The sequence below is a fragment of the Planktothricoides sp. SR001 genome, from assembly GCF_001276715.1.
GTDB lineage: Bacteria > Cyanobacteriota > Cyanobacteriia > Cyanobacteriales > Laspinemataceae > Planktothricoides > Planktothricoides raciborskii.
The window spans coordinates 39,578-65,150 of sequence record NZ_LIUQ01000021.1 but is presented as its reverse complement, the minus strand read 5'-3'; the positions used below and the strand labels follow the sequence as shown (position 1 = coordinate 65,150).

General features: G+C 41.5%; 17 protein-coding genes. 6 read left to right on the top strand and 11 right to left on the bottom strand.

What is annotated here, in order from left to right; all coding sequences use genetic code 11:
• Positions 1–18: 18 nt before the first annotated feature.
• The 4 genes from AM228_RS14155 to AM228_RS14140 form a co-directional block, all read right to left on the bottom strand.
• Positions 19–240 carry a hypothetical protein gene (locus tag AM228_RS14155; protein WP_054466759.1) on the bottom strand — a complete coding sequence of 74 codons (222 nt, stop codon included), beginning with the start codon at positions 238–240 and terminating at the stop codon, positions 19–21.
• A gap of 599 nt (positions 241–839) precedes the next feature.
• Positions 840–2,726 (bottom strand): hypothetical protein, encoded by a 1,887-nt coding sequence (locus AM228_RS14150; RefSeq protein ID WP_054466758.1) that lies wholly within the window; start codon positions 2,724–2,726, stop codon positions 840–842.
• Positions 2,727–2,747: 21 nt separating this feature from the next.
• Complete coding sequence (locus tag AM228_RS14145; protein WP_054466757.1) at positions 2,748–4,199, bottom strand: PP2C family serine/threonine-protein phosphatase; 1,452 nt, start codon at positions 4,197–4,199, stop codon at positions 2,748–2,750.
• A gap of 27 nt (positions 4,200–4,226) precedes the next feature.
• Positions 4,227–4,886 carry a VWA domain-containing protein gene (locus tag AM228_RS14140; RefSeq protein WP_054466756.1) on the bottom strand — a complete coding sequence of 220 codons (660 nt, stop codon included), beginning with the start codon at positions 4,884–4,886 and terminating at the stop codon, positions 4,227–4,229.
• A 130-nt stretch (positions 4,887–5,016) separates the two neighbouring features.
• On the opposite strand from AM228_RS14140, the gene AM228_RS14135 reads away from it, so the two are divergent.
• Both AM228_RS14135 and AM228_RS14130 read left to right on the top strand, forming a co-directional pair.
• The gene (locus tag AM228_RS14135) at positions 5,017–5,526 is read left to right on the top strand and encodes a helix-turn-helix domain-containing protein (RefSeq protein WP_054466755.1); all 510 of its coding nucleotides are present in this window, start codon (positions 5,017–5,019) and stop codon (positions 5,524–5,526) included.
• An 86-nt stretch (positions 5,527–5,612) separates the two neighbouring features.
• Entirely contained in the window at positions 5,613–6,071 is a 459-nt protein-coding gene (locus AM228_RS14130) for a DUF29 domain-containing protein (RefSeq protein WP_054466754.1), read from the top strand.
• Positions 6,072–6,458: 387 nt separating this feature from the next.
• Here the strand turns inward: AM228_RS14130 and AM228_RS14125 are convergent, their stop codons facing one another.
• Both AM228_RS14125 and AM228_RS32665 read right to left on the bottom strand, forming a co-directional pair.
• Entirely contained in the window at positions 6,459–6,734 is a 276-nt protein-coding gene (locus tag AM228_RS14125) for a DUF2442 domain-containing protein (protein ID WP_054466795.1), read from the bottom strand.
• A 61-nt stretch (positions 6,735–6,795) separates the two neighbouring features.
• Positions 6,796–6,903: a DUF4160 domain-containing protein gene (locus AM228_RS32665; protein WP_156331783.1), complete on the bottom strand. Its 108-nt coding sequence runs from the start codon at positions 6,901–6,903 to the stop codon at positions 6,796–6,798.
• A gap of 25 nt (positions 6,904–6,928) precedes the next feature.
• Between AM228_RS32665 and AM228_RS36210 the strand changes: the two genes are divergently transcribed.
• Positions 6,929–7,051 (top strand): hypothetical protein, encoded by a 123-nt coding sequence (locus AM228_RS36210; protein ID WP_255353201.1) that lies wholly within the window; start codon positions 6,929–6,931, stop codon positions 7,049–7,051.
• A 193-nt stretch (positions 7,052–7,244) separates the two neighbouring features.
• Here AM228_RS36210 and AM228_RS14120 read toward each other — a convergent pair whose 3' ends face one another.
• Positions 7,245–10,118, bottom strand: a complete 2,874-nt coding sequence (locus tag AM228_RS14120; RefSeq protein ID WP_190877799.1) for a WD40 repeat domain-containing protein — start codon at positions 10,116–10,118, stop codon at positions 7,245–7,247.
• Between the two features lie 202 nt (positions 10,119–10,320).
• Between AM228_RS14120 and AM228_RS14115 the strand changes: the two genes are divergently transcribed.
• The gene (locus tag AM228_RS14115; protein WP_054466752.1) at positions 10,321–11,412 is read left to right on the top strand and encodes an endo-1,4-beta-xylanase; all 1,092 of its coding nucleotides are present in this window, start codon (positions 10,321–10,323) and stop codon (positions 11,410–11,412) included.
• Positions 11,413–11,701: 289 nt separating this feature from the next.
• Here AM228_RS14115 and AM228_RS14110 read toward each other — a convergent pair whose 3' ends face one another.
• Positions 11,702–13,183, bottom strand: a complete 1,482-nt coding sequence (locus tag AM228_RS14110; RefSeq protein WP_054466751.1) for a methyl-accepting chemotaxis protein — start codon at positions 13,181–13,183, stop codon at positions 11,702–11,704.
• 685 nt (positions 13,184–13,868) lie between these two features.
• Here AM228_RS14110 and AM228_RS14105 point away from each other — a divergent pair.
• Together AM228_RS14105 and AM228_RS14100 are read left to right on the top strand one after the other, a co-directional pair.
• Positions 13,869–15,917: a serine/threonine-protein kinase gene (locus AM228_RS14105; protein WP_054466750.1), complete on the top strand. Its 2,049-nt coding sequence runs from the start codon at positions 13,869–13,871 to the stop codon at positions 15,915–15,917.
• 294 nt (positions 15,918–16,211) lie between these two features.
• A complete protein-coding gene (locus tag AM228_RS14100) occupies positions 16,212–17,753 on the top strand; it encodes a methyl-accepting chemotaxis protein (protein ID WP_054466749.1) in 1,542 nt (513 codons plus the stop codon).
• Between the two features lie 102 nt (positions 17,754–17,855).
• On the opposite strand, the gene AM228_RS14095 is transcribed toward AM228_RS14100, so the two are convergent.
• From AM228_RS14095 to AM228_RS14085, 3 genes are all read right to left on the bottom strand, one after another.
• The gene (locus tag AM228_RS14095) at positions 17,856–18,041 is read right to left on the bottom strand and encodes a PCP reductase family protein (protein WP_054466748.1); all 186 of its coding nucleotides are present in this window, start codon (positions 18,039–18,041) and stop codon (positions 17,856–17,858) included.
• A 148-nt stretch (positions 18,042–18,189) separates the two neighbouring features.
• The gene (locus AM228_RS14090; protein WP_054466747.1) at positions 18,190–20,637 is read right to left on the bottom strand and encodes a response regulator; all 2,448 of its coding nucleotides are present in this window, start codon (positions 20,635–20,637) and stop codon (positions 18,190–18,192) included.
• 264 nt (positions 20,638–20,901) lie between these two features.
• Positions 20,902–25,572 carry a response regulator gene (locus AM228_RS14085; RefSeq protein WP_054466746.1) on the bottom strand — a complete coding sequence of 1,557 codons (4,671 nt, stop codon included), beginning with the start codon at positions 25,570–25,572 and terminating at the stop codon, positions 20,902–20,904.
• Position 25,573 lies beyond the last annotated feature (1 nt).

Here is a 25,573-nt window from a genome sequence, read left to right as displayed (position 1 = left end):
TGGGAAAATTTGACATAACTATAGTGAGTGAATTTCATCTCGTGTTAACTGGCGAATACCGGGAACTGAAATAGGATTTTGCGTTAATTCAGCAATCATGCCTGTTTGAGGGATTCTTTTTGGCGGTTTGACAACAATTACTGTCACCTCTTGTTCTTCTCTTAACTCCTGTTTATATTCTTCTGGTATTTCGATAATACCCTGCTTAATTTTTGTTTTAAATTCAACGGAATTAGCCATTTTGTATTCTCCTAGAATATTGTCGATAGATCGGGGACAAACTACAACCTGTCCCGAACCGCGCCCGCTAGAATCCACAAAGACTCTGTAGCGAATACTACTAAACCACTTGATAATTTTAACACAATTACTCTAACCAAGAAGCGCTCCGAACAAACCCCAGAAACCGGGTTTCTTCAGATAACCTTTGCCACTAACCCCAGAAACCGGGTTTCTTTAGACAACCTTTGCCACTAACCCCAGAAACCGGGTTTCTTTAGATAACCTTTGCCACCAACAAACAAATGTCATAGAAACCCGGTTTCTTGCCCCGGTTTCTTGCCCCGGTTTCTTGCCCCGGTTTCTTGTTTGCTGGCAACGACAATGCGATCGCTCACGAGTTGCCAGGGCGAAGCATTCCGGTATATAGGTTATTGGTTTTACCCCGATATTTCCTGCCGGAATGCTTCGCCCCTACGGATATAATCCCCAGAAACCGGGTTTCTTTAGACCATCTTTGTCACCCAACCAAGTAGGGGCGAATGGCCATTCGCCCCTACTAGAAACCCGGTTTCTTGCTTGCTACGAGAGTCATAAAATCAAATTTTTTACTATTACTCTCAGATTCCCGGCGTAGTTGTTTCGCCTTCTAACTCCTTAATCCGGTTTTGCAAAGACTGATTTTGATTGACTAGCTCATTGATCCGGTTTTGTTGAGAGTTATTTTGATTGACTAGCTCATTGATTCGGTTTTGTTGAGAGTTATTTTGATTGACTAGCTCATTGATTCGGTTTTTCCGGGAGTTATTTTGATTTTCTAAATCAGTTTTAATAGCTTCTAAATTACTAATTCTCTGGTTTAGTTCATTGATACTCGTCTCCTTATTCTCTTGCATTTTATTAATTAACTCATCCAAGTCACGGGAAACCAATGGTTTTTCATCCTCAATCATCTCGCCCAAATTTTCTAACTCCTTATCAAGAGAGTACGATGATAAGTCCCATCGACCAGAGGGAAGATTATTCTGTCTTCTGATTTGCTCAATTTGCCTAATTAGCTGATTCCTCTCTTGATATTGAAGAAAAGATAAGCCCCCGAAAGCTGTCGCAGCAATTGTGCTAATGATTGTGCTAGTTATGGCAATTTTTTTGATAATCTCTAATCTTTGTACTTGTTGTGATAATTGGCTGGTATGGTGAGAGTTTTGAGAAACTGTAGCAAGCTGTTGATTTAGTGATTGATTATCCGATTGCAGTTTTTGAATGTCTTGACTTAGTGATTTATTATCCGATTGCAGTGTTGATACTTTTTGGTTAACTTGAGCAAGCTGTTGATTCAGTGATTGATTATTTGATTGCAGTGTTGATAATTGTGTATTAGCTTGAGCAAGCTGTTGATTCAGTGATTGATTTTGAGATTGCAATTGTTGTATTGTCACTGGTGGTGGGGGTGGTGGTGTTATAGAAATCTTCTGAGGAGCAATGGGATTTTTAACAGCGGGAAAAATATCAACGCTTAAAGCCTTAGCCCGATCGCACCAATAACAGCGACGAAAATGCTGACTATTGATATGATTCGGATTTTTACTACAAACCACTAAATCATTAATCGCCACTTGCAGGGCATCAACCCAATCTTCAGGAGAGGGGCGAGAAGTTGGAGATTGATGACCGTCATTAAAACATTTGGTAAAGCATTGCCCAAGTTTTGGATGCAGAACATTGAGAGGGATAGTGTTTGGACTAGGTTTAAGCAAGCTGTTAATCCCATAGGGCCAATGACCCTGACTAATTGCATCATTTTGTCCAGGGGGGTTGCCTGAACCCGTCCATTTTCCCATAAAGGGATGAGAACCAAACAGTAAATAGTGAATAATTACTGCCAAGCGAAATCTGTCATGAAATCGGTTTTGGGCAAGTTGAGATAAAGTTTGCCCAATCAATTCAGGAGGGGTAAAACCTTCAGAACCCACAGAACAATAATAAACTTTCTGCGTTTTCGGGTCAGTTACTTGAAAAGAATCCGTATCAATTAAAGAAACTAAGCTGCTCCCATTTACCAGAATATTTTTAACACTAATATCCCCAATTATATAATTTTTGGCATGAATTTCTCGCAGAATCGAGGCAAAATTATAGGCAATGATATGCAGACAATACCAGTTAAATTCTGGGGCGTGCTTGTTGCGATTTGTGGGATGATAAACATAAACAAGCTCTTTAGCATTCTTAATCTCTGGCATTAAGAACCCTACCCACTTCCCCTGATTATCTTTAATTAAGTTAGTCGGCCAACTAATCGCAATATGGCGCATACCCGCCGTTGGGTTTGGTGGCGGGTTGGCAACCATTAACTCAAGCTTAGTGATTTGCTCGTTACTTGGATTATGATAGGTTTTTGCTAAATATCCACTCCGATTAGTTTGCCAAATCGTTCCCTCACCACCTTTGGCAATTTCCTTAACTAGAGAGATAGATTTACCTTGATCGTCAGAGTAGCTAGGCATAGCTATTTACTGTATGTTTTGTTATTTGGGTAATCCGATTGACACATTAGATAAATACAATAAACCTAAACGAATTAGGTAATATACTAAACCTCCTAAGCCTAGTCCGACTGCACAAATTAGCGCCATGTAAAGAAATAAACGTTCCTTTTTCTGCCCTTGATCAGAAGAATACTGCTTGATTTGTTGATATAGCTGCCAATCAACCCATAAAATCAAGACAGCCAGTAGAAGCGCAAGACACAAACCGACAAAATTGCTGACAACTGAACTGCTAAACCTTATATCAAAAAATAAATCGTGCCAAAGCGAGTTCCAAAAAATGCCTGCTAAGACATTAATGACGAATGCGTAAACGTCTCTGGAAGCATCTTTTTGTTTAGCGGCTTTCTCAACTGATTTGGCTTTAGGATCTTCTGATTCCGAAACTTCCGATAGTTCAGTTTCTGAATTTGAATCAGATTGGGAAATAGCATTTTCCGATGGTTGAGCTACTCGGGTTTGTGTGGTTTGGCTGGTAACACCTCCCAATGGTTGAGGCGCTGGAGTTGGTTGGGGGGAGTAGCGGGTAGCACCTCCCGGTAGTTGAATTGTTGGAATTGCTTGTGATGAGGTATGAACAATTGCTGATGATTGAGATGTCTCGGTTGATTGTTTAAGCTCATCTGCCGATTTATACCAGCATAATAAAATCGTTTTATCATCATCGGTTCTCTCATTGACTTTCTCTGACTGTAACCACTCTTGGGTTGAGCTTTTTTCCTCAGTTTCAAAACGAATTTGTATAGCGTCTCTAAAGTTATCAAAAAACGGCGGGTGAGGTTTTGACTCTTTTTTAATCTCAAGGGCTAATCTTTCTAAGCCATCAGTTGAGGCGAAAATAAACTGTTGCGGTCCAGGCAACACCTTAACCTGCATTACTTCTAGAGCATTACTAGCGGTGATAAAGGTGGTTTGATTCGCATATTCTCCCTTGATGGGCTGAAAAAGTAATTTATATTCTGAGTCAGGCTGTCGAATTACAATAAAGCCATCGCCAATCTGCATCGCGGCCAGCCACTTGGGAGTTGCAACCACAACTAACAAAGTACAAGAGAAATCTTTTGAGTAACAGGCCATTTCCTGTGCTTTGACCCTAAACGCTTCTTGTACTTTTGCTAGATTTTTGCCAAAAACTTGGCGAGCATAATCTTCTAAGATGGGTTGTGATAAATCTTTTTTATTCTCATGTTTCAGCCATTTAAGCCAACTTTGTAAAGATTGCAGAGTTGTTTTAACGGCTAATTCAGAACCGATATCAGAATATTTACAACTCCCAGCCCCATCACAGACAGCCCCGATCGCAATGTCGCCATTATTGTCAGCCTCTCCAGAGTCATTCACTCTGATAAAGCCAGCATAATCTTGACAAGGCGAGCCGATTTTTTCATGGCTAGTCCCCTTTGCAGAACAGGCGATCGCTTTCCAAGGCATAAAAGTCTGTTTAATCTCCTCACTATATTAAGTAGCTACTTGATTCCACGTGATCGCTGGAGTTTGGATCATTGTGTTGGCTCCAGGTTGACTATGAGATACCTGCGTCAGCGATGCACTGAGCCACAAGAACATTGATTTAAAATCAAGACCATTCAGCAGCATGGGTGAACGAGTGGCAATTTGGCTTAAAATTCCCATATCCGCACCTTGGACACCGACTGCGAAAAACGAGAATTTTTTATCGTTCTCACCTTGTCTGACGCGCTGTGCTGCCGGTTGCCAAGTATCTGTAGGACTACCATCTGTAATTAGAAACACCCAAGGCCGATAGTATTGGATTCCATTATTGTGGTAATCAGCTTTGCGATTTTCCAATAAATCCAAAGCGTAATTGATCGCTTCTCCCATCGGGGTTAATTCTTCGGCTTTTAGCTGTGGGGGCACAAATTGATCGATCGTGACAAAATCTTGACACATCCTCACCGGCCCAAAGGAAATGATCCCCACCTCCACTCTGAGTTTAGCCAAAGCATCTTGCTCTACCGATTGCTTAAACACCGCCACCCCTTGATTTAGCTGCTGGATCGGCTGACCACTCATAGATCCTGAGTTATCCAGTAACAGCACCACTGGACAGCGGGGCTCTTGGTTAGTGGCAAAGTCAGCATTATTACCTATTGGCATAAGCGTTTTATCTTTATCTAAAGGCTAAAAGTATGCTATAATCAGAGTAAAATAACCCAGTTCTAAAAATCTACTGATTAACGTTAGGACTGGTGTTAGAGTTCTGTTAGCCAATTTCCCAACGCTTACTATGACTCAAGTGGATCAAATGTTTAGTCAAGCTGCCCAAGAATGGGATTTAGAAACCCTTTATGCTGACTTAGCCTCGGCAAAAGGAAAACATTTGACTCCCATTGAAAAAGCCCATTTAAGAGGTTTATTATCTGGCTATAGTCCCTCAGCAATTGCGGAAAAATTAGATAAAATTCCCAGAGGTGTAGAGGCGGATTTATGTGCCACTATTTATAAATATGTGAAATTTCTGTTGGACAAAGTAGACGAAAAGGTGGAGAATTGGCGGAAAATCTATGAATGGTTGGATGAGTCGGGGTATAAATCTGCACCTCCCCAAATTCCCGTGCAAAGTTTATTACCAGATCAAAGCGTTGTTAATATAACTAATATCAATATTGAACAACATCAAATAGTTTTTCAGTTTAATTTAAAAATACCCACATCTGAAGTTCCTGAGTTAGCGATCCAAGAAACCTTAAAAACTGAAAAGCTGAGTGAGAAAAACGGGAAAATAGTCGCGGAATAATGTCGATATATTGATATTTTTTTGCCAAATTGTTATAAGACTTATTTTAAACTTAATTAAATATAGATAATCTCAAGGAAATGGCAATGCTGACTAAACAAGATTGGGATTGGTTAGCAGTTTGCTCTCATTATCAAACTGCTGTGACAGTACAGACACTTCTCAAAGAAGGAAAATCGATGGAAGCAACAGAAGGTTTAGCATCTCTAATTGAAGCGATGGGAAGAACTGAAAAAAGAGCGGTAAAAACCCAGTTAATTCGCTTAATGCTTCACGTTATTAAGTGGAAATGTCAACCAGAGAAACGCACTTCTAGCTGGGCTATCAGTATTCGTTCAGCCCGTAGAGAAATTGAGGAAAGTCAAGAGGAAATTCCAAGTTTAAATCGTAATTTTCTTGAGTCTATATGGGATAAATGTTTTGAGAATGCGGTGAAAGATGCCGAGGATGAAATGGGCAAAAAATGTCGATTAACCTCACTTTCTTGGTTAGAGGTTTTTGAGGAGGAATATATTTTACCCAAAGATAATCAAGCTGATTTGTAAATCATTTGTGTCAGGGCGAAGCATTCCGGTATATAGGTTATTAGTTCTAACCCGATATTTACTGCCGGAATGCTTCGCCCCTACAAATATAATCCCCAGAAACCGGGTTTCTTTAGACCATCTTTGTCACCCCACCAACGTGCTCATAGAAACCCGGTTTCTTGGCAAGCTGGCAACTCGTGAACCCCAGTCAGGGCGAAGCATTCCGGTATATAGGTTATTAGTTTTACCCCGATATTTACTGCCGGAATGCTTCGCCCCTACGGATATAATATGTGCCAGGGCGAAGCATTCCGGTATATAGGTTATTGGTTTTACTCCGATATTGACTGCCGGAATGCTTCGCCCCTACGAATCGGCTGTAACGATTTGGTTGAGTGCAAATTATTATCGGGCTGAGTGAGAAAATATCGGCTCTACAGTTTTTTCTTCCGGCTGACTGGTGAGGTAGAGGGTATCCGCACTAAAATCTTGTTCGTGAGGCCATTGAATGCTGCCAAAGCTAAGTTTTACTTGTTGAAAATATTCAATGTTTTGAAGTTCGGTGAATATGCCTTTGTTAAGATAAGGAGTCACATCAAAACGACGAATTTCGCCATTGCTAAAAGTCAGGCGAAGTTGATAAGATTCCAAGGGTTCTACTTGAATAACTTTGGGAGACATATAATTACTCCTGATTACTGGAGGGGGTTGATTTTGAATATTTCTTGCCCATTGACTGCAATTACAGATCATCTTGATAGGTGACGTGGATGTGTGGGGATTGATGTTTTTGGTTATCAAAGTAGTACATCATCACGATCGCACCATAAAACATGAAAATTACTGGCATAAAGATCGGTTTTGGGCAAGAATGTATGCTTTCTATTGTACGCGATCGCTGGCCCAGAAACCGGGTTTCTTTAGACCATCTTTGCCACCCAAACCCAGAAACCGGGTTTCTTCAGATAACCTTTGCCACTAACCAACAACTCTTATAGAAACCCGGTTTCTTGCCCCGGTTTCTTGCTTGGTTGCAACGAGAGCGCGATCGCCTACGAGTTGAGAGCATTTCATGTTTACCAGGGCGAAGCATTCCGGTATATAGGTTATTGCTTGTAATCCGATATTTACTGCCGGAAATATCACGCCCATACAAATATATTTACTTATTTGCGGAATCGCCCCTTGTGATTAAAACATATTGAACTGTGCTAGGGTTTGATGGGTTGCTTGAGTTAGTAATGGACGCCAATGAGCAATAATTTTTTTCAGGATGATTTTTTCCGGCAGGGGGATATTTGTTTGGGCGATTAATTCGGTATCGAGTTCTTGCAGCAGAATCATCCCATAAGCGATCGCGCTTAATTTTTGAACTGCATCTGTGGTAGGTTGATTCATCGATATCTTGGCTATATCTGCTAAACGAATTAAAGCCTGAATTACTGCTGGTCGAATGGCGTCCCCCCATAGGGGGGCAGTGTCGCCCCTTTGGGACGCAAAAAAATCGAACCGCGAACCTGGGGGTATATTTCCCAAGGGTTCGATCGCCTTAACCACCTCAGCCATATCTGCCAATTCTTGAACTTTCAAGCAAGTAGCCATTGCTTGAAAGGAAAGGGCAATTTCTGTGCCACCGGGATAGTCAATCAGACGATCATAAATTCTTTCATAATCCCGGATGTCCTTTGTGTCCTCTGTGTCTTTGTGGTTCAAAAATTCATAAAGCATTCCGGCAAATTGGGTTAAGGGAGTGGTGCGGTGGTGCCACCAAAACCCAATTAAAATCCGCAATTTTAACCAAACAATTCGGGAAATTAGGCGATCGATCCAATCGCTACTACAGTCAACCCAGCGTTGGTCGAGTTCGCCGAGGAGTAATTGTTGACGGCTGGGTAAAATGCGCCAATCTTGTTGACTGCTGGGAGTTGAAACGAATGCTTTTAATTCTGGATCGGTCAAAATGGCATAAATCAAATGTAGCGGGCTGTAATTTTTTCCATCATTTTCAGCGTTATGTAAGAATTTATGCAGGGCTTGGATAGCGAAAACTCTTTGAAAGGGGTTGCTGGCAACTTCGGCAATTAAACGTAGTCCAGAGATGGGGTCGCCCTTTGCAGTAAACGCCTGTAATCGCCGATATAGATATTTCTGAGTCCCCCACAAGGGAAAAATTTGTAGTTCATCCCATTCCACGGGATGTCCTTTGCCCCCCTTAGAAAAAATTTGAACGCTGCTATAGACAGACCAGGCAAGTTCAATGGGGTAAAATATGGCTCGCACTGCGCCAATTAAGACCAGTAAGTTGAATCGCAAACCAACAGTTATCCCGGTTTTTATGCCACTGTTTAGGCGAATTCGGGTAATGATTTGACTGTTACTTAATATAGTGGCTTCGAGGGCACCGATCGCAATCCCGACGATGAAAACTAGGGCGATGCTGCTGATTGGGGCGATCGCTTTTCTGCCGGTTAAATTAAACGCCACATTAAATAGCAATCCCAAGGAAATGGCAAACCCCGCATTAATCCACTGTGGATCTAGGGCCATCGCGCCGAATACTTCTCGGAATGAGGGGTTAACAGCGACCACATCGGCAGCTACGAACAGCCAAGTAAAGACGATGGTGCTGCCTAAAGCCAAAACCAGAATAGAGAAGAGGCTGCCCGCAATGCCAAAAGCCATCATCCCGATCGCCAAAATCAGGGCAATCAGAAATAGACCCGTGGCGATCGCGAAAATCATGGCGACATAAAAACCAATTCGGGCTAACTTGATGGTATTCTCCGCAGACTTGAGGGGAATTTCTTGACCGGACTTCCAATCCCAAACTTTCGGTCTGGCATCTCCTGACCCAGAAATTGCCCATTGACCATCGGGGGTTAATTGCACCGTTCGCACCCATTCCGTATGACCCTTGAGGGTATTTAATTCTTTTCCCTGTTGGAGATTCCAGACTTTTAAGGTATGGTCAGAAGAGGCGGAAATAGCTTGCTGACCATCAGGAGTCACCGCTACGGAATTCACCCAGCCTTGATGACCTGTGAGGGTATGCAAGAGTTTTCCGGTTTGCCAGTCCCAGACTTTTAAGGTGCGATCGGCTGACCCAGAAATTGCCAATTTCCCATCTGGTGTCACCGCGATATCTTGGATGCTGTCCGTATGTCCGGTTAATGTCCGCAATTCTTTCCCGGATGCTAAATCCCACACTTTCAAAATCCCATCAACAGATCCGCTGAGGGCTTTGTTTCCGGGCAAAATCACCACTTTGTTCACCCCAACCTGATGACCGCTGAGGGTTTTGACTTCTTTGCCGGAGGAAATGTCCCAAACTTTTAAAGTTCTATCCTCGGAAGCGGAAATCACTTGTTTCTGATCCTCGGTCAAAACGATATCGTTGACCGAATTGGTATGACCTTCTAAAGTGAATAAGGCTTTACCGGAGTCCAGTTGCCAGATTTTGAGGGTTTGATCAGCGGCAGCGGAAATCGCCCGCTGACCATCCCCCAGAATCACCAGATCGTTGATCCAACGGCGATGACCTTCCAGGGTTTTCAGTTTTGTGCCAGATTTTAAATCCCAGACAATCAATTCGCTGTTACTGCCCCCGGAAACGATGCGTGTTCGATCTGAAGAGACGGCGATCGCATTAATTCCTCGATTCCCAGCCATTAAAGCATGACTCACAGCGCCGGTTGGCAAATCCCAAATTTTAATAGTAGACGAACTAAAACTACTACCAGTAGAAGCCGAGATAAATTGCGTAGAGGAAATTGGCGTCACGACATTCACCGAAGCAGTATGTCCTTGATCCGTAGCGAGGTTATAGAAACTGGCGATTAAACCGAGCAAAATTGTCAATAACAGCAAAGTAGCCCCGAACATCAGATAAAGGCGACGATATGCCTGCACTTTCCAGGTGCGCCAGAATTTGCCGAAGCCTCCTTGCGGATGCAGGTTCGGGGCAGCTTGATAGAAATAAGAATTTAAAGCCGTAGGCCGAAAAAATATCCAATAAGCCAGTAATAAATAATGGCGCGGGTTCAATGGATTGAATAATTTCGGCATTTCGCCGGAATAACAGGGAAAAATCGGTATCATCAAATGCATAAATGATCCTTAAGTGAAACGTTCGTTATGATGTCAGAGATTGCATTCTTAACCGCACATTGACTAGGAGTGCCGTTTCTGACAATGGTGCGACTCAATGGCGACAATGGTGCGACTATAGTATAACTATAACTACCAATATAACTACCAAGAAAATATAATGAAACACCTATTTTTAATGCGGGTGGTAACGAAGGTGATTCTGTTGGCGATCGCCATTGCCTCTGTATGCTTAATTGCCAATCCAGTCCCCGGTACTCAACTAGAAATTCCCTCGACTTCCTTGCGGTCTTTGGCTAGTCAGCAAGGGTTTTTAATTGGGTCAGCGGTTGGGGATAAAATTTTAGAAAAAGATTGGCAATATCGAGAAGTTTTAGCCCGCGAGTTCAATAGCCTGACTACGGAAAATGAGGTGAAATTTATCATTGTACATCCAGAGCGCGATCGCTATGATTTTACTCGTCCTGATGCCCTGGTGAAGTTTGCTCAAGACCATAATATGACCATGCGTGGACACACAATTGTTTGGTTTCATTCCTTGCCCCGTTGGTTAACGGAAAATCAATTTACCAGAGATGAAATGAAAGAAATTCTCCGAGATCACATTCAAACTTTAGTCGGTCATTATCGCGGTCAAGTACAACATTGGGATGTAGTCAATGAACCCTTGGGATCTGATGGTTCCTTAAGAGATAACTTATGGATGCGAGCAATTGGCCCCGAATATATTGATTTAGCTTTTCGCTGGGCGCACGAAGCGGATCCAGACGCCAAGCTATATTTAAGTGAATATGGGGAAGGGCTGAATTCAAAAGCCGATTCCTTATATTTATTAGCCAAAGAATTAAAAGAACGTGGGGTGTCAATTGATGGGGTAGGATTTCAAACCCATATTGGCTTTCTTTCCGCCAATGACCCGAAAGAAGTGGCAGAAAATATGAAGCGTTTTAATGAGATTGGCTTAGAAATCGTGATTACGGAAATGGATGTTCCCGTGACACAGTTTTCGGGTACATTAGAGGAAAAATTAGCCCAACAAGCGGATATATATCGGTATTTTTTGAGGATTTGCTTGGAAGCGCCGAATTGTAACACTTTGAATATGTGGGGATTTACCGATCGCTATACTTGGCTAAAAAGTTTTTTAGGCACCGTGAAAGATCCGTTAATTTTTGATTTTAATTATCGCCCAAAACCGGCTTATTATGCCATGACCGAGGAGTTAAAGTCTCATTTAAATAAGTCTAATTAGGGTGTAGGGTGTGGGGTGTAGCCCTTCGGCAGGCTCAGGGTAAGAGGTGTAGGGTGTAGGGTTCGAGAGGGTGTAGGGTGTAGGGGAAGAAAGTGATGCATTCGTAGGGGCGAATGGCCATATAGCCTGACGGCATGGGCTTCGCAAGGACGCCCGTACAAGTGAAAAGTTATGCCTAAATATCACTATTCACTATTCACTATTCACTATTCACTATTCACTATTCACTTCTCCCCCCGATGGCGGCCGATGGCGGCCGATGGCGGCTCTACACCCTACACCCCTACAACTACACCAGAGCTTTCAAGGCTTGTGCTGCTTCATTCAACTGTTGGGTACTGGCTTTTGTTTGGGCAATACCCGTGGCAGTTTCTGCGGCTCCTTGGTTAATGCTGGTCATGGCTTCAACACTTTGTTGAATGGCGATCGCTTGTTGATTGGCATTAAAAGAAATTTGTTTGATATTCAAGGCAATTTCATTAATAGAATTAACCATTTTTTCCACCAGTTCTTTACCCTCTTCGCTAACACTAACTGTGGCATCTGTGCTTAGTTGAATATCTGCGGTCAGTCCATTAATTTGCTCGGCATATTTACCACTTTGATCCGCCAGTTTACGAATTTCCGTGGCAATGACCCCAAAGCCTTTCCCCTGATCTCCTGCTCGCACCGCTTCCACCGCCGCATTCAGGGCTAACATATTGGTTTGATTGGCCAATTGACTCACTACTCCAGCAATGCGATCGATTTGAGTCAGCTTTTCACTTAAACTCAGCACTTGTTGAGCAATTTGTTGAGATTTTTCCTTTAAGTTCGCTTCATGTTGAAACGTCATATTTTCCGCTTTATTGCTGCCAATGGCTAATATGAGTAAGCGATCGACATTTTGGGCTGCCGCTTCCGCTTGACCCGCAGCTTGTCGGGATGATGCCCCTAATTCATCCATTGTCGTGGTGGTTTGATTCACCGAAGCTGCTTGCTGGTTGGCAATGCGTTCGTGTTCTTCCACGGTCGCGGCAATTTGTGCCGAAGATGAACTAATGGTCAAAGCTGCGCGATCGATCGGTTGAATCACTTGTCGCAAAACAAACCAAATCATGCCACAAACCAGCATAAAAATACCCGTAGAAGTGGCGATCGTCAGTAAATTCGCTTGGATTTCTGCTTGATTGGCAATTTCTTGCCGTTCACCAATAATTTTATGTTGTTCTTCCTCCATCTTTTTCAGTTGGATTCGGATTTGATTTCTCGTATTTTTACTGGTGTTGTCCTGAACTGCTTTGAGAACCGTTGCGGTTTCATTATTTTTCTTAAGCTGAATCGTTGCCGCAATTTCACTTAATCTAATTTTTAGGATAGTTTCCACATCATCAAGTCGTTCAAGCTGGTTTGGATCTTTGATTAATAATCTTAAATCGCTAATCACTTTAGATATAGATTCATCGTAATCTTCATACTGAGTTAAATATTGCGTATTACCCGTCAACAAAAAACCCCGCTCATCGGTTTCTAATTCTAATATTTGACTGTCCAATAAGCGAATATTTGCCTTAACTTCATGGGCAGTATTCACCCAATCTATTGCATCAGAAATTCTCAATATGTTGGTTCGAGATATCATGGCACTGAACAGATTTAAACTGGCAATTATGCCTAAACCTATGGGAATAGTTTTCCCCAGTCGCCACTGATTTTTTTGGCGATTTTTTGTCAATAAATTTTTTTCATCTTCGGTAAATTTAATGATTTCATTTCTAGGAATAATCTGCATAATTGCTCATCTCCTGATTTTCAGATATATTCGATGCCATCTATATTTTTTTTCCCAGCAGGGATTATTCGCATTGAACCAGCGAAAATAAATAGAATAAATAGAGAATTAAGGAGCGTAATTTAGTTGAATTCGATCCTGATTAAATTATAACTTAAATTAGACAAATCTATAATATAAAATTTTTTTGCCGAAAAAATACCCTGCACTAATTCGGGGAATCCGCGACTGCTAATTGCACCGAAAAAGTTATTTTTAGGTTTGAATTCTTTGCTGGACTAACACAGACTGCCGATCGCGCCCCAAAATGGGGTGACATATCGAATTGATGCAGATAAATATGTGGGGGCTGCTTACGGTAAAATAAATCATAAATCGCAAAAAAACTTAAAAAAACTTAACAAATAACTGCCAATTTATCCGCAATTTTCGGAGAGTAAATGAGCGATCGCGGAGGGCGAATCCCCTGAATTTAACCTTCAGGAATAAAATATTAGGATAAAATATCATAATTAAAGATTGGCATAAAATTAGACTAAAATAACCACTTCAGACAGAGGACACAAAGATCGGAGGCAGAGGCGATTCGCTGTTACGCTGCGGAAGCTTCACGCCATCTCTCTATATTTCTGTGTATTTCTCTGTCCTCTGTCTGAAGTGGTGAATATTAATTTCAATTCAGTTTATGACCCTTTGCCTAAATCTCCATTGCCCAAACCCCCAAAATCCTGACCAGAATCTTTTTTGCCAAAATTGCGGCCAAAAGTTACTCCTGGGCGACAAATATCGGGTTCTCAAACCCATTGGTTGTGGCAACTATAGCCGGACTTTTATCGGCATTGCCGAAGCAGAAGCGACCAAACCCCGCTGTATTATTAAACAGTTTCGCCATCAGTCCAAACAAGCAGCCAATTCCTTTGAACAGGAATTAGCCAATCTCTCGGAATTAGGGCAACATCCCCAAATTCCTGCCCTGATTGATGCCTTGGAGAAGAACGATCGCCAGTATTTGATCCAAGAATTTATCCCCGGAAAAAATCTAGAAGCAGAATTGAGGGATACGGGGAGTTTTAACGAGGCGAATATTCGAGAATTATTAGAATCAATTTTGCCCGTATTGCACTTAATTCATAATTATGGATTAATTCATCGAGATATTAAACCAGAGAATATTATTCGCTCTGATATTCGCTCTGAGAAAAATCAGTCTTTGGTCTTGGTAGATTTTGGAGTAGCTAAACAGATGAATTCTCTGGCCATGCTGAGTCCAGGAACGATGGTGGGCAGTGCGGAATATACTGCCCCGGAACAGTTAATGGGTCAGGCGGTTTTTGCCAGTGATATTTATAGTTTAGGGGTGACTTGCGTGCATTTGCTGACGGAAATGACCCCGTTTGATCTGTTTGATAGTTTGGAAGGGGTCTGGGTCTGGCGAGACTATCTCAGAAGTGCGATTAGTCCTGCTTTAGCCCGGATTTTAGATAAAATGCTGTGGCCGGTTAGTCATCGTTACGATGCAGCAAAAGCGGTGTTAGCAGATTTAGATCCAGCCCTGAGTCGTCAGCTAATTAAGCAGTTGCCCAAGTCTTATCAAATTAAAGCTAAAAAAGTCCCAAAATCGACTACGAGTTCTCCAAATTCTCCAGAAAATTCTCAGAAACCATCCCCATTAGCCATAGAAAAAATATCCCCGCCCCAAACGGTGAATGAGTTGCCTAGTCCGGTGGTGGCAAAATCTCCGCGCATCCCTAAATGGCAATGCGTGCAAACTTTGAATGCGGCGACCGCAGATACGCCAGGAATACCAGAAGTCACGGCGATCGCTTTTAGTACACAATGTCGGGCTTTAATCGCTGGTTGCGCCGATGGGACGATTAAATTGTGGGATTTTACCACGGGTGAGTTATTACATACTCTGACGGCCCATCCCCATCCTGTCACCTGTTTAGCCATTACCCCCAATGGTCAGACCTTAGTCAGTGGCAGCGCCGATGGTCGGATTCTGGTTTGGCGGTTGTGGCAGTTGGGAACCGCTGAGTTACACCAAGGTGTGCCACCGACCCTGAGATTTGAATTGACAGGTCATCGCAGTGTGGTAGCATCAGTAGCGATCGCCCCTGATGGATTAACCCTCGCTTCCGGCAGTCGTGACCAAACGATTTGCCTGTGGAATTTGCCGACCGGAGAATTAACCCAAATTCTGAAAGGTCATAGCCAACAAGTAATCAGTGTGGCTTTTAATCCCAATCGCCATTTACTTGGTGATTTATTAGCGAGTGGTTCGGCAGATCAAAAGATTAAACTTTGGCAACTGGACAAAAGCACTCACCCAGGAAAACCGGCTGAACGGGCTGAACTGGCTGAACTGGCTGAACTGACGGGTCATCTTGGGGCAGTCTATGGGGTGGCGATCGCCCCGGACGGACGCCTGTTAATCAGCAGTAGTTGGGATCGCACCATCAAAATTTGGGATCTTCAGACTCGCCAAGTATTACACAGTCTCACGGGTCCTATGTTGCCGAGTACCACCCTGGCGATCGCCCCTAACGGCAAAACCTTTGCCAGCGGCAGCTATGATGCCACAATTAAACTTTGGGATTTAACCACGGGTCAATTGCAAACTACCCTCACCGAACATAGCAAAGCCGTCACCTCCGTCATCTTTAGTCCCGACGGCAAAACCCTTGCCAGTGGGTCGAGTGATAGTACCGTCAAAATCTGGAGATGTGAGTAATTAAAGCTTTATTATTAAAGCCTTACTATATAGTTATTTCCCTCCATTGCTCACAACCCATCGTTATGAATTATTATCGAAATTCTAACTGCCTGAATCCTGGGAATCCTGACAAAAAACCGATCTGCATTTCCTCTGGCAGCAAAATCTTGGGGAAAGACCATTACCCCCGATTTTTTAGTCCCAGGGGGTTGGTGGTAATTTCCGATCTGCTTTTTTCTAATCCCTAACTGTCACTGGTTCAAAGATAAAGCTTTATAGACATTAAATACTCATATTATCTTATGAAATTTTATGAATACTTCCGATCGCAACTACAATAGCCAAAATATCCAAGATAGCCGAATTAGTCAAAATAATCAAAAAAACTTTCTGAGTAGACTTAAACTCAGAACCCAAATGCTGATTGGCTATGCCATACCTGTTGTCGTGTTTATGGGTTCGGCGAGCATTGTTTATACGAACACCAATGAAGTATTTGACGCTTTTAATCGAGTTGAAACTGTGCAAAAATCTATTATTGAAACCAATAAAGTTGCCTTATCCGGTAGTAATATGGTAGCCAATAGTCGAGCTTTTTTGCTATCAGAAAAAGAAGATTTCATCAAATTATACAACCAAAATTGGCAAGATTTTCAGCAAGCGAGTAAGATTTTAGAGCGAGATCATATCGTTACCGATATTCAACAAAAACAACGGTTTGAGGAAATGAAAAGAATTGGCCAAGAATACGATCGATATGCCAATCAAATATTTAATTTGGTCAAAACTGGTAACAGCCAAGCGGCGATGGATCTGTTTAATTCGGGAATCGGCACTAAAGCTTTGGCGGATTTTCTCAAGTTAACCAATGAATTTACTGAAACAGAAACCCAAAAATTATCCCAAGAGAATATCGCCGCCAAAAAAACTCTGCAATTAGCCGTAAATCTGTTAATATTTGGCTCAGGCATTTCCGCCCTTACCGCGTTGGTGATTGCTTGGTTAATTTCCTCTGTAGTCAGCAACAAAATCAGTCAATCTGCCAGTTCAATTGACAACTCTGCCGGAGAAATTAATCGGGCGGTGCGTCAACAAGAAACGATTACTAATAGTCAAGTAATTTCTATTAATCAAACCACGACTTCTATGGATGAATTAGGGGCATCTGCTAAACAAGCCACTCAACAAGCAGATATGTCAGCCCTAGGAGCCCAACACCTTTTAAATTTAGCGGAAACAGGTAATCAATTAGTCGCCACCACCTTGGCAGAAATGGCAGAGACGAAAGGAAAAGTTCAGGGAATTGCCGAACAAACTTTACGCCTGAGCGATCGCACCAACCAAATTGCCATCATCTCCCAATTAGTCAGTGATTTAGCCAATCAAACCAATATGTTAGCCCTGAATGCAGCGGTGGAAGCGGTGAGGGCGGGGGAAGCGGGTAAAGGGTTTTCTGTAGTAGCCTTAGAAATCCGTAAATTGGCCGATCAAAGTAAAAAATCCGCCGAAAAAATTAATAACTTAGTCAGAGATATTCAAGAGTCTAGTAGCACAACGGTGACTGTTACTCAACATGGGATTCAAAGTGTAGAAAATACTGAAAAATTAGCCCAAGAAACCGCGAATAGTTTTAATCTGATGGCAGAAAAAATTAAAGAAATTGTGATGAGTTCTCAGCAAATTTCCCTGAATGCCAAACAACAAGCTTCGGCGATTCAACAAGTGGTGATAGCTATGAATAATCTAAGTCAAAATGCTCAAGATAGCAATGATGGGATGAATCAAATTAAAATAGGAATTCAAAAATTAAACCATGCGGCTGCTGAGTTGAATGATATTGTCCAGCCAGACTAAAATATTGCTTATTGGTGATCTGATTTATTTTTCATCAAAGAACCTTGAACATAATTACCAATAAGCAATAAATAAAAATAAGTTGGCAACAATTTATCTGAATTATTGACCAAATTCTAAACGGGCTTTTTCTACTAGGTCTGGTGTAACCACCTGTAACTCTTCCTCTCTAGCCATTTGTTCAATGCGTTGACGAGCTTGCGATCGCACAAAATAAGGAATATTTTTTAACTTGGTTTTCGCCTCTGTCGTCCATTCCAGTTCATCAGAAAAATCACGAGTCACCATAAGAAATCCCTCATCCAGTGAAAGTTATTTTAATCATTTTTTTCCAGTGTAAATTTTGCGGGCATCACCGTTGTGAATTTTTAGGAAATCTTAAAATTTTACCGGACAACTTACCGGAAAACTTACCTCAGCCATTCAGCCAAAGGATTTATGGTGAATTTGGTTGAGATGAATCCTGTGGGGCGATCGCCTGAATAACTTCTGGGAAGAGATAAATGCTTGCTTCTAATCGCTCAATTTCAAATTCGTTATACAAAGCCGCTAATTTTTCCGTATAGACTAATAAAGTTTTGGATTGATATTCTAAGGCCAAGGATTGTAATCGATCGATAAAATGATAAATTTCTTGCCAAATCATCTTTTTGTGTAAATTATGCCAAACTTCTGCTTCTAATTCCTTGAGAATATTGGCCAATTCTCTGAACCGTTCTGAAGTTTCTGATCCAGAAAATTCACTATCTTGGTCAAGGGGAAATAATAACTTTGTCCCATTGCTTTTGGAGAGGGTAATCGCCGTTGAACTTAAGAATTTTTCTGGGGCATCTATAACCCATGACTCTGGTGTATTCCCAGGGAATTTCATGGTGGTGGGAAATATTTTGTTCATAGTCATAATTAATTCATGCCGACTCACAGGTTTAGAAAGAAAGCCGTTACAGAGGCTACTCATATGCTTTTTTTGAATTTCAAAGATAGCCGCACTCAGAAAAATAATCGGAATTCCTTGGGTGTCTGGATTAGATTTCAGCATTTTCGCCACTTCTTCTCCATCCAAATTGGGCATTCGTAAATCTAAAAAAATTAAATCTGGACAAGAAGCTTCTACCATTTCTAAGGCTTGAGTCCCATCTTCGGCCAACCAAACATGATGAATCGTATTATCAAAATATCCCTGGATCAAGATTCGATTAGACAAAACATCATCCACCACCAAAATATTCAGGGGGGGAAAACAATTCAGATCCAAAGTTTCCTCCCCAGGGGCGATCGCTTGATTAAATAATTCTACCCCAACTACTTGGGGAAAATGTAAGCTAAACTGAGACCCTTTGCCCAATTGACTACTAATTTTAATCGTCCCACCTAGTAATTCCGTTAAGCGTTGGGTAATCGTTAACCCCAAACCAGTGCCTCCGTATTCACGGACATTTTGTCCAGCACTTTGGCGAAATGCTTTAAAAATCTCAGTTTGTTGACTGGGATTAATGCCAATCCCAGTGTCTTCAACAATCACGGTCAAATCAAAAACGTGAGCATACTCTGACGCAAATTGGGCTGATTGGCTCGGTGAATTCAACATTTGCACTTTGACCGTTCCCGCCTCGGTAAATTTAATCGCATTGCCAATCAAATTCACCAAAATTTGTTGCAGTCTAAATTCATCAAAGACAATTACTGACGGCCCCGACTCATCAAGTTCAAAAATCAAAGATAATCCTTTTTCTTCCGCCGACTTACTAAACATATTTCTGATCTCATTCATCAAATTGACCAGATTCACATTTTCATAGTTTAATTCTAGTTTTCCTGCTTCAATCTTGGACAAATCGAGAATATCTTCGATTAAGCGTTGTAAATTTTTGCCACTAGAAATAATTCCCCGTAAATAAGACCCAAACTTTTCCTCGTTGACTAGGCTCTGGAGAAGTTCACTAAATCCTAAAATGGCATTTAGTGGGGTGCGAATTTCGTGACTCATATTGGCCAAAAATTCACTTTTCGCCCGGTTCGCATCATCCGCTGCAATTTTGGCTTTTTTTAGATCATCCTCCATTTCCTTGCGTTGAGTAAGATTTTGAATTTGCCAGATTAAGTAAAGAGGTTGATCCTCCGCATTCCGCATCAAAGATACACTCAACCACGCCCAAATAATTGATTTATTTTTATGAATCAAGCGTTTTTCTATATCATAATTAGAAATCGTACCCAGTTGGAGCTTTTGTAGATCCGATGCATCTAAATTTAAATCATCCGGGTGAGTAATGTCTTTGGCGTTTAATTGCAAAAATTCAGCGGCAGAATACCCCAACATTTCTCCTAGGGACGCATTTACTTTTAATAAATTACCGGAAAGTTCCACTAAGCACATCCCTACGGCAGCATTTTCAAATATATTTCTAAATAACCGTTCACTTTGTTCTCGCTGTTTAATTTCCTCTTCTAACTGAGTTTTTTCTTGGTTAAGTTTTTCTTTTAGATGTTTCAGGGTTAGTTGATGCTCAATTCTGGCGATCGCCTCTTCAATTTGAAAAGGCTTGGTAATATAGTCTGCCCCTCCCACCGTAAACGCTTTAATTTTATCAATCGGTTCGTCTAGGGCACTGAGAAATATAATCGGAATTTCTTGAGTGTTCGGATCGGATTTTAGCTGCTGACAAACTTCATAACCATTGATTTCTGGCATCATAATGTCGAGCAAAATCAAATCTGGTGCCGTGGTTCTGGCCACAGAAAGCGCTAAACTGCTTTGATTAGCTGGTCGGACTTTATATCCTCGTTTACTTAACATTTGGATCAACAAACGCAAATTTTCGAGATTATCGTCTACCAACAGAATATTAATTTGGTGTTTAGATTCTGCGAGATTAATCGTCATTTTTAATTAATTAGTCTGTGATTTGTTTTAATCAGTGATTAAAAAGAGGAAACAGCGAGCGGATTTTCGGAATTTCAGACTTTCGGAAAAACGTTACTATCAGAAAATTCCCGCTCGTTCTCTAATATCAGAGATGAAAAAATGAAATAATCCTTGAGTTGATGGCGTTTGCTAAAATTATAACTGAATTGCCAGAATTAAAACGGCAGAAACGATTCCCAGCACCTCTTGATTTTCCCTGAACACTCAGAATTGTAGCAGAAATCAGCGATCGCGACTCTCACCCCGGTATTCAATGGGCTGAATTTTTGGGTCAAGCCCAGAGGTCTTTTGCTTTGCATTTTGAATTAACTGGAGAATTTCCAAATAGGCAAAGTTATCCGCTAAACCTGTCAGACTTTCCGCCAAAGGGGGATTATGGTGACGAATTTCTGCCACCGTTAGGGAAATTTTTTCCATGTCACACTCTTGCACGGCTACAGCTAATTGGTCTAATAATTCTATGGGTTGCGTTTGCAGGGCAGCCACGATTTGGTTGACATCTTGGGTTTCTGTTACGGGAACGGGTATCTGTTCACCCCAGATAAAATTCACCCCCAGATGTTTTTCCAGAACGGTAAAAATATCGGCCTCGCGGAAGGGTTTACGAATAAAATCATCACATCCTGCATCTAAGATCAAGTTCCGGTCTTGATCGAAGACACTGGCAGTCAGGGCAACGATCGCCGTAGCTTGTCCTTTAGCGGTGGATTTAATTTCTTCGGTGGCTTTGTAGCCGTCCATTACCGGCATTCGCAAATCCATAAAAATTAAATGGGGTTCCCACTTTTGCCAAAGGGCGATCGCTTCTTGACCATTGCCCGCTTCTCGGAGTTCAAACCCCAAAGGACTGAGTAATTTGACTAGGAGGTGCCGATTATCTGGGCGATCGTCTACTAATAAGATCCGATAACTGGGTTGGTTGGGGGCTAAAGCTACTACATGGCGATCGCTTAATTTATGTTCTACGGTCAAACAATCGACCAGTTTGGCATCAATTTCAAAGCGAAAACAACTGCCTCGATCCACCTGGGAGATAACTGTAATCTCACCCCCCATCATTTGCACAAATTTTTGACTAATGGCTAACCCTAAACCCGTCCCTTCTTGAGCATTTTTCCCCGTTTCAGTTTGGACAAAAGCTTGAAATAAGAGATCGCAATCTTCCGGAGAAATTCCTGACCCAGTATCTTCCACTTCCAAGAAAATTCGGCACAAGCGATGGCCGTTCAAAGACTGAGACTGATTGGCACTCGGCACGATGCCCGCTTTTACAGAAATCCCCCCATTTTCCGTAAATTTTATCGCATTATTCAACAAATTGAGCAACACTTGCCGCAACTTCATCGGATCCGTTTGTACATATTGGGGCAGGTCTGGACTCATCACCAAAGTTAAACTCAAACCTTTTTCTTTGGCCTTGAGATCAAATAAACCCTCAATATCTTTAAGTAATTGATGTAAATCAAAATATTTTTCATTTAAGGTCGCCCGTCCTGCTTCAATCTTGGCCACATCCAAGATATCATTAATCAGTTGTAATAGATGTTCTCCACTCCGTTGAATAATCTGCAAATTTTCTCGATCGCTTTTGGGCAAGCTTGGACTATGACTCATTAATTGAGTAAAGCCTAGAATCGCATTCAGAGGCGTGCGTAACTCGTGACTCATATTGGCCAAAAATGTACTTTTAGCCTGATTAGCTTTTTCGGCTAATTCCGTAGATTTAACTAATTCTTCCGTGCGTTTTCTCACTTGATTTTCTAGAGTGCGGTTGTAATCTGCCAGGAGTTTTTCCGCTTGTTTTCGTTCGGTAATATCCGCAAAGGAAGTCACCGCATAAATAACATTTCCTTGAGCATCAAATATGGGATGCGATCGCACTTCCAACAATCGGGAATAGCCATCCGATCGACGAACTTCCATATCATCAATCAGGACTATTTCTCCTTTAAGCGATCGTAAAGCCGGATTTTTTTCTGCGGGATAAGGTTCATCAGTTCCAGCCACATAAACTTGATAAACCTGAGCAATTTCTGCGGGAGAAACTTCCGGTTTAGCATCTTGACCAATGAGTTGTTTGCCCGTTTGATTCAGATAAATTACTCGTCCGGTAATATCATGAAATGAAACCCCCACCGGCAAAGATTCTAAAATTTGATTTAACTTTGCTTCACTAGCTTGTAATTCCGTATAAAGTTTAGCATTTTCTAGGGAAATTGCCGCTTGGGATGCCAATAAATTTAACACCGTCAATCTTTCTTTGGTAAATGCCCCCGTAGTCAGATCGTTCTCCAAATAAAGAATCGCCACCAACTTCCCTTGATTCAGCAAAGGTAAACACAAAATAGATTTAGACTGCCCTTCTATAATATCATGGTCTTGGGTAAATTGGATTGGTGGATTCAGCGCATCATCTAAAACCACCGTTTCTTGACTTCGCATCACATAATTAACAATTCCTGGAGAAATGCTCGCAGGAAACTTAATTTTATCCAATTGGTTCAGGGAAATTGACTGCAAAATTTCTCCAGTTCTTGCCGAAAAGCTGACAGCGGAGTAAATCACCCATTGGCCATTTTTTTCTAAAATCAAATAACCTTGAGTTGCTCCAGCATTTTCCATTAAAATTTTCAGGATATTTTCCAGCAAATTTGGCAAGACAATTTCTCCCGTTAAAGCTTGGGAAGCTTTAATAATACTGGTTAAATCGATTTGGCTATTTAAAGTTTGACTAGATAATAGGGAATTATCTTCAACTACAATATTCTGACTGGTTTGTTTTTTGGCAAAAATTTCCGGCCAAAATCGAGCATACCGCCGATCTAAATCTGTCACCTTCGCCTCAGCCCCCCACCGCAGATAAGTATAACGAGCTTCCTGTAAATAATTTTTGGCAAAATTATCCATTCCTTGCCACAAATAAAACTCACCGGCCAACTCGTATGCCAAAGCTTGTTCTTGGATATATTTGTGTTTAGTTGATCCTTTAATTGCCTGTTCATATAGTTCCACAGCTTGCCAATAGTTGCCGATCACTTGGGATTTCTCTGCCTCGACTAACTGCCACTTATGTAAATAATTCATTGGCGCATGGTCTGCCCAAATTTTTAAATGATCTTGATTTTTATTCACCTGATATAAAATTTCTAACTGCTCCGCTGATGACCGCCTCGGATAAACCGCTAATAGAGCTAAAGACTGGTAAAATTGGTAGTAAGTAAATGGAAATAATCCCACAATTCCTCTAGCATTTTGCGCGGCTAAATCCGCCGATGCGATCGCTGCTTCATAATCTTTGAATAAATAATTCAGCATCGTTGAGGTGAGATAAAAACAATAAAGAGAAGCAAGATTTTGAATTTCTATCAAGCGGGGCAAAATTTTCTCTTGAGGGAAAGCTGCACCGTCTAGTTTTTTCGGATCTCCCGATTGCCCCTGCAAGTTGCACAGATATTGAAGCCAAATCTGAGCATAATAAAGTTGAAAATTTTGTTGCAGACTTTGGATTAATTCTAAATAAGGAGTAATTTTCTCAGAGGCGATCGCTAAATTTTCTTCCAGTAACGCCACATTATGACAATAGTTAGTAGCGGCATAACAAGTAAACTCGATTTCCCCGGTTTCTAATCCCACAGGGATAGTTTTCTGCCGTAAAGGTTCCAGGGCTAAAGCAGCGTGTTCTTTCCAGTGGATAATAAAGGAGTAAAATTTATTCGTGACTCGACAATAAATTTCGCAGGCAGAAAACTTATCTAATATTTTCAGGGCTAACTGGCCAAATTGATAGCCTAATTCAATTTCTCCTAACACACCACATAATAACATTCCATACAAGCCATAAGCATAAGCCGCCAGCGGATCGTTGCCATAAGTGACACATAAATCTACCATTGTATAAGCCAATGAAGGTAATAAGCTGGGTTCCGTGATATAGACCGGTCCAAACAACGTCATTAAAACTCTCAGTGCTCCTTGGCTATAAACATCAGTCATCACTGGCAGGTCATAAAGCTGTTCAACGTGCAAACCTACGGGAGGTTCTTTTTTTAAAGATATCTGTAACATATGGTTCAAGAAAAATATCCCAGTGTCCAAGGCTTTATTCATTTGATTTTGGGCACTGTAAGCTAAAATCTTGGTTAAATAAATTCTGACTTTATCCAAGGCACAATTTGCTTGGCTTTTAACAATTTCCGCTAATTGGTCTATTTGGGCATAGTTGCCGAGTAAATATTCAGTTTCGGCTAATTCGGTATAGACTTCTAGGGTTAATGAGTAATAGGTCTGCCAGCTAGATTCGGGTAAAAAGTTTAAGGCAATTTGGAAATACTCCCCAGCGGAGTTATAAGCATTCGCTGCTTTTGCTTTTTTCCCGGCAGCTAAATTTAATTGGATTAACTCTAATTTTTCCGGGAGGTCTTCAATTAAATTCAAACCTTGATTAAACTGATAAACCACATCAAATATTACCGAGTCTAAACTGGCTTCTGGGGTATTGGCTAAAAGTAACCGACCAATTTTTAAGTGAGTCGCTTGTTTTTGCTCCTCATCAATCAGTGAATACGCCGCTTGTTGTACTCGGTCATGGATAAAATACAATCTGATTTCCCCGGCAATATCCTGGAGAATATCCCCTGTATTCTCCCCATTGATTAACCGATAGCGATCGCTCCTCGTTGCGGATGCAATATCCGGTCGCTTTGCGGATGCAATATCGCTCTCTAAGCAAATTAACCCCATATTCAAAGCCGGTGATAAATCAGCGAATACCTCAACCGGGGAGCTTTCCGAAATAATCCCTAAAGTTTCCAAATCAAAAGAATTGCCAATACAAGCCGCCCACCGTAATATTTGCTGAGTTTTTGCCGATAACTTACTCAGTTTTTCCGCCATC

What these genes read in the sequence shown, in the direction of transcription:
- AM228_RS14120 (WP_190877799.1), bottom strand. Translation starts at nt 10,118, where the DNA reads ATGCCGAAATTATTCAATCCATTGAACCCGCGCCATTATTTATTACTG.
- AM228_RS14095 (WP_054466748.1), bottom strand. Translation starts at nt 18,041, where the DNA reads ATGGTGACTCGTGATTTTTCTGATGAACTGGAATGGACGACAGAGGCG.
- AM228_RS14135 (WP_054466755.1), top strand. Translation starts at nt 5,017, where the DNA reads ATGACTCAAGTGGATCAAATGTTTAGTCAAGCTGCCCAAGAATGGGAT.
- AM228_RS14085 (WP_054466746.1), bottom strand. Translation starts at nt 25,572, where the DNA reads ATGGCGGAAAAACTGAGTAAGTTATCGGCAAAAACTCAGCAAATATTA.
- AM228_RS14150 (WP_054466758.1), bottom strand. Translation starts at nt 2,726, where the DNA reads ATGCCTAGCTACTCTGACGATCAAGGTAAATCTATCTCTCTAGTTAAG.
- AM228_RS32665 (WP_156331783.1), bottom strand. Translation starts at nt 6,903, where the DNA reads ATGCCAGTAATTTTCATGTTTTATGGTGCGATCGTGATGATGTACTAC.
- AM228_RS14110 (WP_054466751.1), bottom strand. Translation starts at nt 13,183, where the DNA reads ATGCAGATTATTCCTAGAAATGAAATCATTAAATTTACCGAAGATGAA.
- AM228_RS14115 (WP_054466752.1), top strand. Translation starts at nt 10,321, where the DNA reads ATGAAACACCTATTTTTAATGCGGGTGGTAACGAAGGTGATTCTGTTG.
- AM228_RS14100 (WP_054466749.1), top strand. Translation starts at nt 16,212, where the DNA reads ATGAATACTTCCGATCGCAACTACAATAGCCAAAATATCCAAGATAGC.
- AM228_RS14130 (WP_054466754.1), top strand. Translation starts at nt 5,613, where the DNA reads ATGCTGACTAAACAAGATTGGGATTGGTTAGCAGTTTGCTCTCATTAT.
- AM228_RS14155 (WP_054466759.1), bottom strand. Translation starts at nt 240, where the DNA reads ATGGCTAATTCCGTTGAATTTAAAACAAAAATTAAGCAGGGTATTATC.
- AM228_RS14105 (WP_054466750.1), top strand. Translation starts at nt 13,869, where the DNA reads ATGACCCTTTGCCTAAATCTCCATTGCCCAAACCCCCAAAATCCTGAC.
- AM228_RS14090 (WP_054466747.1), bottom strand. Translation starts at nt 20,637, where the DNA reads ATGACGATTAATCTCGCAGAATCTAAACACCAAATTAATATTCTGTTG.
- AM228_RS36210 (WP_255353201.1), top strand. Translation starts at nt 6,929, where the DNA reads ATGCTTTCTATTGTACGCGATCGCTGGCCCAGAAACCGGGTTTCTTTA.
- AM228_RS14140 (WP_054466756.1), bottom strand. Translation starts at nt 4,886, where the DNA reads ATGCCAATAGGTAATAATGCTGACTTTGCCACTAACCAAGAGCCCCGC.
- AM228_RS14145 (WP_054466757.1), bottom strand. Translation starts at nt 4,199, where the DNA reads ATGCCTTGGAAAGCGATCGCCTGTTCTGCAAAGGGGACTAGCCATGAA.
- AM228_RS14125 (WP_054466795.1), bottom strand. Translation starts at nt 6,734, where the DNA reads ATGTCTCCCAAAGTTATTCAAGTAGAACCCTTGGAATCTTATCAACTT.